This is a genomic window from Sandaracinobacteroides sp. A072 (assembly GCF_052616365.1).
In genome coordinates, this window is sequence record NZ_JBQXGU010000001.1 from 573,533 (window position 1) to 586,157 (window position 12,625).

12 protein-coding genes are annotated in these 12,625 nt (G+C 67.4%); 6 read left to right on the top strand and 6 right to left on the bottom strand.

Annotation, left to right across the window (positions count from 1 at the left end; all coding sequences use genetic code 11):
- Positions 1-40 precede the first annotated feature (40 nt).
- Positions 41-970 carry a hypothetical protein gene (locus tag ACUJ46_RS02810; protein WP_445388923.1) on the bottom strand — a complete coding sequence of 310 codons (930 nt, stop codon included), beginning with the start codon at positions 968-970 and terminating at the stop codon, positions 41-43.
- Positions 967-2,580, bottom strand: coding sequence for a lysine--tRNA ligase (locus tag ACUJ46_RS02815; RefSeq protein WP_445388924.1), 1,614 nt, complete (start codon positions 2,578-2,580; stop codon positions 967-969). The genes ACUJ46_RS02810 and ACUJ46_RS02815 overlap by 4 nt, the downstream gene beginning before the upstream one ends.
- Here ACUJ46_RS02815 and ACUJ46_RS02820 point away from each other — a divergent pair.
- From ACUJ46_RS02820 to ACUJ46_RS02840, 5 genes are all read left to right on the top strand, one after another.
- The gene (locus ACUJ46_RS02820; RefSeq protein WP_445388925.1) at positions 2,579-5,341 is read left to right on the top strand and encodes an ATP-dependent DNA helicase; all 2,763 of its coding nucleotides are present in this window, start codon (positions 2,579-2,581) and stop codon (positions 5,339-5,341) included. The two genes, ACUJ46_RS02815 and ACUJ46_RS02820, sit on opposite strands and share 2 nt — an antisense overlap.
- Positions 5,338-5,874 (top strand): SixA phosphatase family protein, encoded by a 537-nt coding sequence (locus ACUJ46_RS02825; RefSeq protein WP_445388926.1) that lies wholly within the window; start codon positions 5,338-5,340, stop codon positions 5,872-5,874. Before ACUJ46_RS02820 ends, ACUJ46_RS02825 begins: the two co-directional genes overlap by 4 nt.
- A 52-nt stretch (positions 5,875-5,926) precedes the next feature.
- Complete coding sequence (locus tag ACUJ46_RS02830) at positions 5,927-6,721, top strand: MlaE family ABC transporter permease (protein WP_445388927.1); 795 nt, start codon at positions 5,927-5,929, stop codon at positions 6,719-6,721.
- Positions 6,718-7,485 (top strand): ABC transporter ATP-binding protein, encoded by a 768-nt coding sequence (locus tag ACUJ46_RS02835; protein ID WP_445388928.1) that lies wholly within the window; start codon positions 6,718-6,720, stop codon positions 7,483-7,485. Before ACUJ46_RS02830 ends, ACUJ46_RS02835 begins: the two co-directional genes overlap by 4 nt.
- 205 nt (positions 7,486-7,690) lie before the next feature.
- On the top strand, positions 7,691-7,819 hold the full coding sequence (locus tag ACUJ46_RS02840) for a hypothetical protein (protein WP_445388929.1): 129 nt from the start codon (positions 7,691-7,693) through the stop codon (positions 7,817-7,819).
- A 19-nt stretch (positions 7,820-7,838) separates the two neighbouring features.
- On the opposite strand, the gene ACUJ46_RS02845 is transcribed toward ACUJ46_RS02840, so the two are convergent.
- Positions 7,839-9,689, bottom strand: a complete 1,851-nt coding sequence (locus ACUJ46_RS02845) for an ABCB family ABC transporter ATP-binding protein/permease (RefSeq protein ID WP_445388930.1) — start codon at positions 9,687-9,689, stop codon at positions 7,839-7,841.
- A gap of 117 nt (positions 9,690-9,806) precedes the next feature.
- Between ACUJ46_RS02845 and ACUJ46_RS02850 the strand changes: the two genes are divergently transcribed.
- Positions 9,807-10,463 (top strand): MBL fold metallo-hydrolase, encoded by a 657-nt coding sequence (locus ACUJ46_RS02850; RefSeq protein WP_445388931.1) that lies wholly within the window; start codon positions 9,807-9,809, stop codon positions 10,461-10,463.
- A gap of 36 nt (positions 10,464-10,499) precedes the next feature.
- Here the strand turns inward: ACUJ46_RS02850 and ACUJ46_RS02855 are convergent, their stop codons facing one another.
- The 3 genes from ACUJ46_RS02855 to moaB form a co-directional block, all read right to left on the bottom strand.
- Positions 10,500-11,597 (bottom strand): PA0069 family radical SAM protein, encoded by a 1,098-nt coding sequence (locus tag ACUJ46_RS02855; protein WP_445388932.1) that lies wholly within the window; start codon positions 11,595-11,597, stop codon positions 10,500-10,502.
- Between the two features lie 31 nt (positions 11,598-11,628).
- Positions 11,629-12,018 carry a DUF1761 domain-containing protein gene (locus tag ACUJ46_RS02860; protein WP_445388933.1) on the bottom strand — a complete coding sequence of 130 codons (390 nt, stop codon included), beginning with the start codon at positions 12,016-12,018 and terminating at the stop codon, positions 11,629-11,631.
- Positions 12,019-12,091: 73 nt separating this feature from the next.
- Positions 12,092-12,619: a molybdenum cofactor biosynthesis protein B gene (gene moaB / locus ACUJ46_RS02865; protein ID WP_445388934.1), complete on the bottom strand. Its 528-nt coding sequence runs from the start codon at positions 12,617-12,619 to the stop codon at positions 12,092-12,094.
- Positions 12,620-12,625: the final 6 nt, after the last annotated feature.

Here is a 12,625-nt window from a genome sequence, read left to right on the forward strand (position 1 = left end):
GCGGCGGCGCTTGCAGGAGGGCGCGTGAGCGATCCCGCGATCAGCTGACCATGCCCACCGGCGCCAGCCGGCGCGCCGTATCCCGCGCGCGCTGCACATCGTTTCGCTGCAGCATCAGCAGGATGGCGCGGGCATTGTCGCGCATCAGCCGCTCGACTCCGTCGCGCGGGGGCTGACGCACGGCCTTTTCCAGAAGCTGGCGCGCCTTTTCCGCATTGCCGGGGGAAAGCGCCAGAAGGGTGGTGGCATAGAGAACAGGCACCTGCAGGCTGGCATTGGGCATCGCCATCGCCGTCTCGAAATGCTTGTGGGCGTAGCTGGCCCTGGCGCCGAGGCTGGTGGCCGCGAACAGCGCGCCCATGCGGGCTGTCCAATCGCCGTGCCACGCACCCAGCCAGGCGATGGCGAGCGAATCCGAAGGTCGCGCGGCGATCACCTTCTGGAAATGTGACCGGGCGGCGCGCGCGGCGCTCGAGGAATTGTCGAGCTTGGCGCGGATGGCGAGGGCGATGCCCTTGTGCAGCAGGGCGTCGCTGTTGTCGGGATCGCGGGCGAGCACGGCGTCGAAATCGGCTTCGGCCGCACGCAGCAGATCGCGCGCGGCTGTACGCTCACGCGTTTCGAAGGCTGCGCGCGCGGTCGTTGCGCGACCAGCAACGATCAGCCCGGCGACAGACCCCTCGCGCCGGCCGAGAATGGCCGCTTCGCCGAATTGCCCGCGCCGGAACGCCTCGGCGGCGGTGGCGCTCTGGCTGGCGACGGGCTTGCCGGACCCGCCCCAGGGTCTCCAGATCCGGGGCTGACCGGATTGTGTCTGGCCAGCCTGATTCTGGCCGAACTGGGGTGCAGCCGCGAGGGCGCCGCCCGCAGGAAGCGCGCCCGCATCCGCTGCGCCGGGCATGAAGAGGCCGAGCGCCAGCGCGACGGGGGTGGCGGCCAGCCTGAGCCCTGCTGCCGCCGCGCCCCTCATCCGTGCACTTCCCCCAACGCTTCGCCGATCAGGCGGCGGCTGTTGTCGATACCGTAGAGCGCAAAAAAGGTGCCCATGCGTGGCCCCTGCGAACTTCCGAGCAGGATTTCGTAAAGCGCCTGGAACCAGGCCCTGAGCGGGTCGAATGCGTAACGCTTGCCGATTTCATAGACTTCGTTCTGGATGTCCTCGGCGCTGGCGTCGGGGTTGCCGCCCAGCCACACTTCCAGTTCCGCCAGGGCCTCGCGTTCGCGTGCATCGGGGGCGCGGCGCTTCAGCGTCGGGGCCACATGATCGGCATGGAAGGCGATGGCGGCATCGATCATCTGCCGCAGCTTCGCATCGGTTTCCGGCTCGCAGTCGGGGGCGTAGCGCTTCAGATAGGCCCCCAGCATCCGCGCATCCGTCGCGCCCGATACGGCAACGAGGTTCAGCAGCAGCGCGAAGCTCACCGGCGGCGCATAGGCGGGCGGCGGTCCGCCATGCACATGGAAGCTCGGATTCCCTAGCCTTTCCTTGGCGCTCTGGCGCGGGAAGGCGGCGACGAACTGGAAATATTCGTCCATCGCCTTGGGAATGACGCCAAGATAGAGCTTCTTCGCCGCGCGCGGCTGCTGGAACATGTAGAAGGCAAGGCTTTCGGGCGGCGCGTAGCGCAGCCATTCCTCGATGGTGAGGCCATTGCCCTTCGTCTTGGAGATCTTGGCGCCTTCGCCATCCAGGAACAGCTCGTAGTTGAAGCCCTCGGGCGGGCGGGCGCCGAGGATGCGCGCGATCTTCGAGGACAGGCTGACCGAATCGATGAGATCCTTGCCCGCCATTTCATAATCGACGCCCAGCGCCACCCAGCGCATCGCCCAGTCCACCTTCCACTGCAGCTTGCAATGGCCGCCGGTCACGGGAACCGTCACTTCCTCTTCCGTTTCCGGATCGAGATAGCAGATGGTGCCGGCCGCCTCGTCGCGGGCGATCACCGGCACCTGCAGCACCTGGCCGGTGCGCGGGCAGATGGGCAGGAAGGGCGAATAGGTGGCGCGGCGCTCGGCGCCCAGCGTTGGCAGAACCACGCCCATGATGGCGTCATAATTGGCAAGCACGGCCATCAGCGTCGCATCGAACCGACCCGAGCGGTAGCATTGCGTCGAACTGAGGAACTCATAGTCGAAGCCGAACTGGTCGAGAAAGCCGCACAGCCGGGCGTTGTTGTGCGCGCCGAAGCTGTCATGCGTGCCGAACGGGTCTGGCACGTCGGTCAGGGGCTTGTTGAGCGCCTGTTTCAGCAGCTGCTGGTTGGGCAGATGCGGCGGCACCTTGCGCATGCCGTCCATGTCGTCCGAAAAGGCGATCAGCCGTGTCGGCACCCCGGGGCACAGAAGCTCGAAGGCGCGGCGCACCATGGTGGTGCGCACCACTTCGCCAAAGGTGCCGATGTGCGGCAGGCCCGAGGGGCCATATCCGGTTTCGAACAGCACGCCATGGGCCGGGAAGCCCCCGGGGTAGCGGGCGACGATCTTGCGGGCTTCCTCGAAGGGCCATGCCTTCGAGACCTTCGCTTCCTCGGCGAGGGCTTGCAAATCTTCGGGGCTGAGGGTCTTGAGGCCGGTGAACATGACGGGCTCTTTGCCACATGGGGCTGAAGCTGCAAGCCCGCCGCGCCTTTCCGTGCCTGCGCTGGCCGCCAGCCATGCCGGCCTGTGGCGCGCCGATCATGCCGGAACCGGCGGCGCCGTCTCCCGCGCCGAGGCGCTCAGGCGGATGGCCGATACGCCGCACCTGTTCCTGAACGGGCCGCAGCTTGCCGCCCGGCTGGGGCTTGCCGAAGCAACCGGGCTCGACCTTCTCGAACTGTTCGCCTTCATTCATCCGGCGCGCTTTCTCGTGCCTTCGGCGCGCGGGCTTGCCGATGTGCTGGGCATGCCGGCCCCCGCGGCCGATCATGAGGAGCCGGTCTTCCTGCAACATGCCGCGGCCATGCTTCTGGCCGCCATGCGAAAGCCCGGCTGGAAGGAAGCAGCCGGCGCGCGCGAAAGCCACGCCCGCCTTGCGCGCCATGGCTGGCCATGGGCGCCACTGGTGGCCGAATGGCTGCCCGCCGCCGACCGTGCGCCGCCATTGTTCGAGGCGCTGCCGGAATGGGCCGATTCCCCGCCGCGCCCGGCTCCGCGCACGGTGACGCTGGAAGAAGCCGAGGTGCTGGAAACGCTCACCCGCCTTGCCGGGGACAGGCGCGAACCGCGCGCGGGGCAGAAGGCCTTCGCCTGCGCCACCCTTGCCGCCTTTCAGCCGCGCAAGAGCCGGGACGGCCCCAATCTTGTCGTGGCCGAGGCCGGAACGGGGATTGGCAAGACGCTCGGCTATCTGGCGCCGGCCAGCCTTTATGCCGCCCGCACCGGCGGCATGGTCTGGCTGTCGACCTATACCCGCGCCCTGCAGCGGCAGCTGAAGGCCGAGACGGCGCGCAGCCTGCCCGGCCTGGTGCGGGCCGGGCAGGTGGTGGTGCGCAAGGGGCGGGAAAATTATCTCTGCCTCCTGAACCTCGAGGATGCGCTTCAGGGCAGCTTTCAGGGGCGCCATGCACTGCTGGCCGAGCTTGCCGCCCGCTGGGCGCGCTTCACCGCCGATGGCGACATGGTGGGCGGCGATCTGCCGGGCTGGCTGCCGGGCCTGTTCCGCCGCGCGACCGGCCTTGCCGGGCTGACCGACCGCCGGGGCGAATGCATCCATGCGGCATGCCCGCATTACCGCCGCTGCTTCATCGAGCGCAGCGTCCGCGCCGGGCAGCAGGCGCAGCTGGTGATCGCCAATCACGCGCTGGTGATGGCCAATGCCGTGCGCGCCCGGGCCGAAGGGCAGGGCCTGTCGCGGCTGGTCTTCGATGAAGGCCATCATCTTCATGCCGCCGCCGACAGCGCGTTCGCCATCGCGCTGACGGGCGGCGAGGCGATCGAATTGCGCCGCTGGCTTCTGGGGCCTGACCGGCAGGGCCGGCGCAGCGGCCGCAGGCGTGGTCTGGCGGCCCGGCTGATGGACGTGACCAGCTATGACGCGCCGGGCGGCGAAGCGCTGGAAGAGGTGCTGGAAGCGGCGCGCCTGCTGCCATCGGCCGAATGGCTGTCGCGCGTGTCGGCGGGAACGCCCGAAGGGCCGCTGGAAGCGCTGATCGCGGCCATCCGCACCCATGTCCTCACCGTTGCCAATGACGAGGATCGCGGATTCAGCCTGGAAGCCGGCATTGCCGCCCTGTCGCCCGGTCTGCCCGAAGCGGTGGATGCGGCGGCAGCGGCGCTGGGGCGGCTGGGCAAGGCGATGGTCGCCCTGCGCCAGCGGCTCGTTGCCCTGGCCGACGAGCGGCCCGGCTGGCTGGACCAGCCCGGCTTCGCGCGGCTGGCGGCGGCGGCCGAGGGGCTTTCCCTCAGGCTGGACCTGCTGGGGGCATGGCAGCGGCTTCTGGCCCGCGTGGCGGGTGAGCCGGAGCCGGATTTCGTCGACTGGTTCACCCTTGTCCGCGCCGAAGGGCGGGAGATCGACTGCGGGATCAGACGGCACTGGCTCGACCCGCTGAAGCCGCTGGCGGGCGCGGTGCTGGCGCCGGCCCATGGCGTGGTGGTGACATCGGCCACCCTCGGGAAGCCGCCGGAAGCCGCGGCCGGCGCTGCACATCTGCAGGTGGCGCCCGCCCTCATCCGCGTGAAAAGCCCTTTCCGCTACGCCGAACAGGCGCGGATCTTCATTGCAAACGACGTCGCCCGGCACGACAATGCCGCACTTGCCCATGCCTATGCGCAGCTGATCGAGGCGGCAGGCGGCGGCACGCTGGGGCTTTTCACCGCCATTGCGCGGCTGCGCGCGGTTCATGCCCGGCTGGCTGACAGGCTTGCCCGCGCCGGGCTGCCGCTTTTTGCCCAGCATGTCGATGCCGTGGATACCGGCACCCTCGTTGATCTTTTCCGCGCCGATCCGCGCGCGACCCTGTTCGGAACGGACGCGCTGCGCGATGGCGTCGACGTGCCCGGCGATTCGCTCCGGCTCATCATTTTCGAGGGCGTGCCATGGTCGCGGCCCAGCATCCTCGATCTGGCCCGGCGCGCAGCCTTCGGCGGGTCGGCGCATGAAGACGAACTGGTCAGGAAGCGGCTGAACCAGGCCTTCGGCCGGCTGATCCGTTCCGCCGACGACAGGGGCGCCTTCGTTCTGCTGGGCGCTGCGGTTCCGTCGCGGCTTCTGTCCGCCTTTCCGCCCGACGTGCCGGTCCGGCGTGCACCGCTCGCAGAGGTGGCGGGCGACGTCCGCGCCTTTCTGGGCAGGGATTGCGCCGGCCCGGCCCCGACTCTAGGAGAGGGTGCAGGGAGAGGAGACCTGACCCGGCCATGAAGCTTCTGAGCCTGCTGCGCCATGCCAAGTCGAGCTGGGACGATCCTGTCGAGCGGGATTACGACCGTCCGCTCAATGGCCGCGGCCACCGCGCCGCGCGGCGGATGGGGCAATGGCTGAAGGACAATGGCCTCGTCTTCGACCATGTGATTGCATCCCCGGCGCTCAGGATCCGGCAGACGATCGAAGGGGTCGAGGCGGGCTATGGCGCGAAGCTGGCGCCCCAGTGGGACAGGCGCATCTACATGGCCTCGGCTGCAACGCTCTTCGATCTGCTGCGCGAGACGCCGGACGATGTCGGCCACCTCCTCCTCATCGGCCACAACCCCGGCCTCGAGGATCTGCTGCTGCTTTCGACCAGGGGCGAGGATACGCCGCTGCGGCGGGAGGCGGAGGAAAAATTTCCGACCGCGAGCTTTGCCACCATTGCGCTGCCGGTCGATCATTGGGCCGAAACGGACGAGGGCGGCGCGCGTCTCGAACGCTTCATCCGCCCGCGCGATCTCGATCCCGGCCTCGGCCCCGAAAGCTGAAAGCCCTTCGCGGCTTGCCCTCGGCCCCCGCGCCCGGCTACCAGCGATGCGCATGTCTTTCGCCCTCGCCCCGTTAAAGCTCCTGATCGCCCTCGGGCGCTTCGTGCTCGACCTTCTGGGCGTGATCGGCCGGCTGGCGAAATTCGCGGGCCAGGCCCTGCTGAAGGCCGTGACCCCGCCCTGGTATCCCGTCCGGCTTCTGGAGCAGATGGCGCTGATCGGCTGGTTCTCGCTTCCCGTCGTCGGGCTGACGGCGCTGTTCACCGGCGCGGCGCTTGCCCAGCAGATCTATGTGGGCGGCCAGCGCTTTTCGGCGGAATCCACGGTTCCCGCCGTCACTGTCATCGGCATCGTGCGCGAACTGGGGCCGGTGCTGGCGGGCCTGATGGTTGCGGGCCGCGTTTCATCCGCAATGGCAGCCGAACTGGCGACAATGCGCGTCACCGAACAGCTCGACGCCATGGTCACGCTGCGGACGGACCCGTGGCGCTACCTGATCGTGCCGCGCATCCTCGCCTCCACCCTGATGCTGCCGCTTCTGGTGCTGGTGGCCAACATCATCGGCGTGATGGGCGGCTATGCCCTCAGCGTTTCGCGGCTGGGCTTCAATGGCGCAACCTATCTCGCCACCACGCGCCGCTACCTCGAAGCCGATGATGTCATGTCGTCGCTGGTGAAGGCGGCGGTGTTCGGCTTCGTCCTGGCGCTTGCCGGCTGCTACCATGGCTTCCGCTCGTCCGGTGGGGCAGCCGGCGTCGGGCGCGCCACCACCAATGCCGTCGTCGCCGCCTTCGTGATGATCCTCGTCTTCAACCTCGCCATCACCGTTCTGGTCTTCGGCGCATGACGGAGCGGCTGAAGATCAGCGGCCTCAGGAAGGCCTTCGGGTCCAAGCAGGTGCTTGATGGAGTCGATCTTGCGGTGGCGCGGGGCGAATCGCTTGTCATCATCGGCGGATCGGGCAGCGGCAAGTCGGTCACGCTGAAATGCGTGCTTGGCCTCATCCAGCCCGACAGCGGCTCGATCCTGCTGGATGGACAGGAGCTAGCCGGCCTGAAGGGAAGGGCGCTGGAGGAAGCGCGCGCCCGCTTCGGCATGCTGTTCCAGGGTGGCGCCCTGTTCGATTCCCTGCCTGTCTGGCGCAACATCACCTTTGCCCTGTCGCGCGGGCGCGGCGGCGATGCGAAGCGGATGCATGCGCGCGCCGTGGAGGTGCTGGCCGAAGTGGGCCTCGAAGCGCGTGTCGCCGATCTCAGGCCTTCGGAGCTTTCGGGCGGGATGATGAAGCGGGTGGCGCTGGCCCGCGCCATCGCCGCCCGGCCCGAGATCCTTTTTTTCGACGAGCCGACGACCGGCCTCGACCCCATCCGTGCCGACGTGATCAACGATCTCATCCGCCGACAGGTCTCGGCGCTGGGCGCGACGGCCATCACCATCACCCATGACATGGCCTCGGTGCGCAAGATCGCCGACCGTGTGGCGATGATCCAGGATGGCAGGATCATCTGGCAAGGGCCTGTGGAAAGGCTCGATTCGAGCGGCAATGCCTATGTGGACCAGTTCGTCCACGGCCGCGCCGAGGGGCCGGTCCATGTGATGCGCGCCGGCTGAAGCCCGATTCGCCCCGGGCAAGCTCTGCCTGAACGCCTGCCAGAACGCCTCTCCGAACCCCCGCACGCAGCACCTGGCTTCAGGGCAAGGCCCTGAAGCCTTTGATGTTACAATCCGTGACTTTGCAAATGGGCGTTAATGTCATTTGGTTGCAGTGTCTGTCGTGCAGTGGAGGATGCAGGACGCAAGGCAGAAGGGTTTGAACATGAATGCCGCCATGTCCACCAAGCGGAGCTTCCTGATGGCCGTCAGCATCGGTTTCGTGGCCGGTTTCGCGCTCGTCATGGTCACGGGCGCCACGCCTGCGGCGATCGCAATGGCCGTCGGGCTCTAGGCCGCCCCCCCAAGACTTATCAGGCCCTCATCAGGCCGGCATCCCGGTCCGGTTCCTCTTCCGAAGCCTGCATGGCCCAAAGATCGGCATAGACGCCACCTGCCGCCAGCAGTTCGGAATGGCGGCCGCGTTCGACGATCCGGCCATCCATCATCACCAGAATGGAATCCGCATCGACGATGGTCGAAAGCCTGTGCGCGATCACCAGCGTCGTCCGGCCCCGGCCCACCAGGTCCAGCGCATCCTGGATCCCGGCTTCGGTCGCGCTGTCGAGCGCGCTGGTCGCTTCGTCCAGCAGCAGGATCGGCGGGTTCTTGAGAAGCGTGCGGGCAATGGCCACGCGCTGCTTTTCCCCGCCGGAAAGCTTCAGGCCACGTTCGCCAACGACCGTGTCATAGCCATCGGGCAGGCGGGTCACGAAGTCATGGATCTGGGCCTGCCGGGCGGCGGCCTCGATCTCCGCGCGGCTGGCGCCGTCGCAACCATAGCCGATGTTGAAGAGGATGCTGTCGTTGAAGAGCACCGTATCCTGCGGCACGATTCCGATGGCGGCGCGCAGGCTGTCCTGTGTCACGTCGCGGATGTCCTGGCCGTCGATCGTCACCCGGCCCGATGCAATGTCGTAAAAGCGGAACAGGATACGCCCGATCGTCGATTTTCCCGCGCCCGAAGGCCCTACGATGGCGATCCGGCTGCCAGCCGGAGCCTCGAAGCTCACGCCCTTCAATATGGGGCGGCGCGGTTCATAGGCGAAATGCACGTCCTCGAAGCGGATGCTGCCACCTGAAACACTGAGCGGGCGCGCGCCGGGCCGGTCGATGATGGCGGGCGGCGTGTCGATCAGGCGGAACATGGATTCCATGTCGATCAGGCCCTGTTTCACTTCGCGATAGACCATGCCCAGCATGTCGAGTGGGCGGAACATCTGCGCCAGCAGCGTGTTCACCAGAACCACGTCGCCCGGCGTGAAGCGCCCCTCGGACCAGCCCCAGACGGTATAGGCCATGGCCGCCCCCATCATCAGGTTGGTGATGACCGACTGCCCGATGTTGAGCCATGCGAGCGAGGATTCGGAGCGGATGGCGGCTTCGGCATAGTTGGACGCTGCCGTCTGGTAGCGATGCGCTTCGAGTTCCTCGGCGTTGAAATATTTGACGGTCTCATAGTTCAGCAGGCTGTCCACGGCGCGGGCCGAAACCTGGTTGTCGAGCTCGACCGTGCGCCGCCTGAGCGCCGTGCGCCAGCGGGTGATGGCAAAGGTGAACCAGCTGTAGGCAATCACCATCACCAGCGTGCCCAGCACCAGCTCCATGCCGAGGCGGGTGCCGAAGATGACCAGCACCGCAGTCAGTTCGATGATGACCGGCGCAAGGTTGAACAGCAGCAGGTAGAGCATCATGTCGATCGACTTGGTGCCCCGCTCGATCGTGCGCGTGAGAGAGCCTGTCTTGCGCTCGAGGTGGAATTTCAGCGGCAGCCGGTGGAGGTGCCGGAACAGTTCGACGGCAAGCTCCCGCGTGGCCTCCTGGCCGACGCGCTCGAAGATGGCGTTGCGCAGATTGTCGAACAGGACAGCGCCGAAGCGCGCGGCAGCATAGGCCCAGACCAGCGCCACCACCAGCCACAGCACATCGTCAGCGACGGTGCTTCCGGCAGGGCCGGCCGCCATGCGGTCGATCACACCCTTGTAGGCGAAGGGCATGACCAGCAGCACCGCCTTGGCCACCAGCACCAGCATCAGGGCCATGACCACGCGCGCCTTCAGGGCCGGGCGCCCGGCCGGCCACAGATAGGGCAGGAAGCGCTTCAGCGTCGCGAAATCGGCATCGCCCTGGGGCTGGCCGTCGGTGTGGGCATGTGGCGGGCTCATGCCATGCCATGTGGCACCGCGCGGGGTCTGCGGCAACCGGCCGGCCCTTTCGGCATTGCGGCATTGCGGCATTGCGGGGCTTGCCCTGGCGCGCGGCGGCTGGCACTTCCCTGTGCCATGGCTACTCCCCCGATGAAGGCGGTGATCGTTCCCGTCACGCCGTTGCAGCAGAATTGCACCCTGTTGTGGTGCACCGCCACCATGAAGGGCGCCTTTGTCGACCCCGGCGGGGATATCGACCATCTGCTGAAGGTGGCGGCCGAGCAGGGCGTGACCATCGAGAAGCTGCTCGTGACCCACGGCCACATCGACCATTGCGGCCTGACGGGCGTGCTGGCTGAAAGGCTGGGCGTGCCGATCGAGGGGCCGCACCCCGAGGACAAGTTCTGGATCGACATGAACCCTGAGACCGGGGCCAAATACGGCATTGCCGGCGCCACCGCCTTCACGCCGGACCGCTGGCTGCACGATGGCGACAAGGTGCGGGTGGGCGACCTTGAACTCGATGTTTATCATTGCCCTGGCCACACGCCGGGCCATGTGGTCTTCCACCATGCCCCGTCCAACCTCGCCATCGTCGGCGATGTGCTGTTCCAGGGGTCGGTCGGGCGCACCGATTTCCCCAAGGGGGATTTCCAGGCGCTGGTGAACAGCATCACCGGAAAGCTGTGGCCGCTGGGCAATGATACCGTCTTTGTGCCCGGCCATGGCCCCGTTTCCACCTTCGGGCAGGAAAGAAAGACCAACCCCTTCGTCGGCGACGCCTTCGTCTGAGGCCGGCGTCTGCCCTGCTGGGGCAGGCTGGCCTGTTCAGGCAAAGAGATCCGGCTGGGCAGGGTCGGCGGGTTTGCGGAAGAGGTCGCACCGCAGGGCAGGCGGGCGGTCCAGCCCAAGCCGCCTGCAGGTGGCGGCATGTCGCCGTGCGAGCAGGCGCGCCCATTCCCCTTCGCCCCGCATGCGGCTGCCGAAGCGCGGGTCGTTCAGCCGCCCGCCACGCAACGCCCTGACAGCGTTCAGCACCTTGCCGCGCCTATGGGGGGCATGGGTCTGCAGCCAGGCATCGAACAGGCCGGCCACCTCGTGCGGCAGGCGCAGCGGCTGGCAATAGGCCCCGCGCGCACCGGCGGCGGCGGCGGCCTCCAGGATCGCTTCCAGCTCATGATCATTGAGGCCCGGGATCATCGGCGAAGCCGAGACAATGGCCGGAACGCCTGCCTGCGCCAGCACCCGGATGGCGTGCAGCCGTCTGTGGGGGGCGGCGGCCCGCGGCTCCATCGCGCGGGCAAGTGCGGCTTGCAGCGTGGTGACGGAGAGCATCACTGAAACGAGACCCTGCGCCGCCAGCGCCTTCAGCAGCGGCAGATCATCGAGCACCCGGTCAGACTTGGTGGTGATGCTGACGGGGTGGCGGGCATCGAGGCAGATTTCCAGCACCTGCCGCGTGATCCGGTAATGGCGCTCGACCGGCTGGTAAGGATCGGTGTTGGTGCCCATGGCGAGCACCCTTGGCAAATAGGTGCGGCGTGACAGTTCGGCGCGCAGAAGGGCGGGGGCATCCGGCTTGGCGAAGAGCCGGCTTTCGAAATCGAGGCCCGGCGAAAGATCATGAAAGGCATGGCCCGGCCGGGCGAAGCAGTAGATGCAGCCATGTTCACAGCCGGCATAGGCGTTGAGCGAACGGTCGAACGGGATATCGGGCGAATCGTTGAAACTGAGGATCGTGCGCGGCCTGAGTTCGGTGACGGTGGTGCGAAGCGGTGGCAGGCTATCTCCTGACAGGGCGGCATCGAGCCAGTCGCCATCGGCTTCGCGGGCTGGCAGGCCGAAGCGCCGGCTTGTCCTGTTGTCGGTGGCGCCGCGGCCCCGCGCCTGCGGTGCCAAGGCGCGAATCGCATCCGGCTCGTCCATGGCCGGATGAGAACATAACAGGAACGCGCAATCAAGCGGGCGGTGCGATCAGCCCCAGATATTGCATGACACTGGCCTGGGCGAGCAGCACCACCAGCCAGTGCAGGCTGTCTGCCGCGGCCATGGGGCCGGGATGCTCGCGGAATCGCAGCGTGATCAGCAGAACCGGCACGATGAAGCCGATCCAGATGATGACGGCGCTGCCGATGGCCATCACCCAGGCATCGGTCTGCTTCGGCGCAAGGATCAGCGCCCCGGCGAGGATGCAGGCCATCCAGAATTCGGCGATGGCGGTGAGGATGAGGAAGTCGAGGGGCGGCCGTCGGGCCGGTTCGGCCGTCAGATAATAGCCCAGCCCGATCATGAGCCCGGCCAGCGTTGCAATCAGGATGGGGAAGAGATTGAGGTCGATATAGCCCAAGACGCAACTCCCCGGATGGCTCTCGTTCGCCGATTCGTTTCAGGACCGCAATACAATATTACAATCCTGAAATCTATCTTTCCGTGAGCCTTGGCATCAGTTCCACAAGATTGCAGGGCGTGTGCCGATTGTCGAGTTGCAACGAAAGGATGCCGTCCCACCCATCCTTCACCGCGCCGGTGCTGCCGGGCAGGGCGAAGATGAAGGTGCCGCGTGCAATCCCGCCCAGGGCGCGCGACTGCATGGTGGAGGTGCCGATCGACTGGTAGCTCAGCATGCGGAACAGCTCGCCGAAGCCCGGAATGAGCTTGTCGCACAGGGCTTCCACGGCTTCCGGGGTCACGTCCCGGCCAGTGATGCCGGTGCCCCCGGTCGAGATGATGCAGTCGACATGCGGGTCATCCACCCAACCGGCCATGGTCTCGATGATCGTGTCTGTCTCGTCCTTCACGATGCGCCTGTCCGCCAGCACATGCCCGGCCGCCTCCACGCGGGCGGCAAGCGTCTCGCCGCTGCGGTCATCGGCCAGGGTGCGCGTGTCGGATATGGTCAGCACGGCGATACGCACCGGGCGGAAGGGGCGGCTTTCGTCGATCGGCACCGGACG

Bases quoted from the DNA above. Each gene is read 5' to 3' on its own strand.
- ACUJ46_RS02810 (WP_445388923.1), bottom strand. From the start codon at position 970: ATGAGGGGCGCGGCGGCAGCAGGGCTCAGGCTGGCCGCCACCCCCGTC.
- ACUJ46_RS02855 (WP_445388932.1), bottom strand. From the start codon at position 11,597: ATGGACGAGCCGGATGCGATTCGCGCCTTGGCACCGCAGGCGCGGGGC.
- ACUJ46_RS02840 (WP_445388929.1), top strand. From the start codon at position 7,691: ATGAATGCCGCCATGTCCACCAAGCGGAGCTTCCTGATGGCCGTCAGC.
- ACUJ46_RS02820 (WP_445388925.1), top strand. From the start codon at position 2,579: ATGACGGGCTCTTTGCCACATGGGGCTGAAGCTGCAAGCCCGCCGCGC.
- ACUJ46_RS02835 (WP_445388928.1), top strand. From the start codon at position 6,718: ATGACGGAGCGGCTGAAGATCAGCGGCCTCAGGAAGGCCTTCGGGTCC.
- ACUJ46_RS02830 (WP_445388927.1), top strand. From the start codon at position 5,927: ATGTCTTTCGCCCTCGCCCCGTTAAAGCTCCTGATCGCCCTCGGGCGC.
- ACUJ46_RS02845 (WP_445388930.1), bottom strand. From the start codon at position 9,689: ATGAGCCCGCCACATGCCCACACCGACGGCCAGCCCCAGGGCGATGCC.
- ACUJ46_RS02850 (WP_445388931.1), top strand. From the start codon at position 9,807: ATGGCTACTCCCCCGATGAAGGCGGTGATCGTTCCCGTCACGCCGTTG.
- ACUJ46_RS02825 (WP_445388926.1), top strand. From the start codon at position 5,338: ATGAAGCTTCTGAGCCTGCTGCGCCATGCCAAGTCGAGCTGGGACGAT.
- ACUJ46_RS02815 (WP_445388924.1), bottom strand. From the start codon at position 2,580: ATGTTCACCGGCCTCAAGACCCTCAGCCCCGAAGATTTGCAAGCCCTC.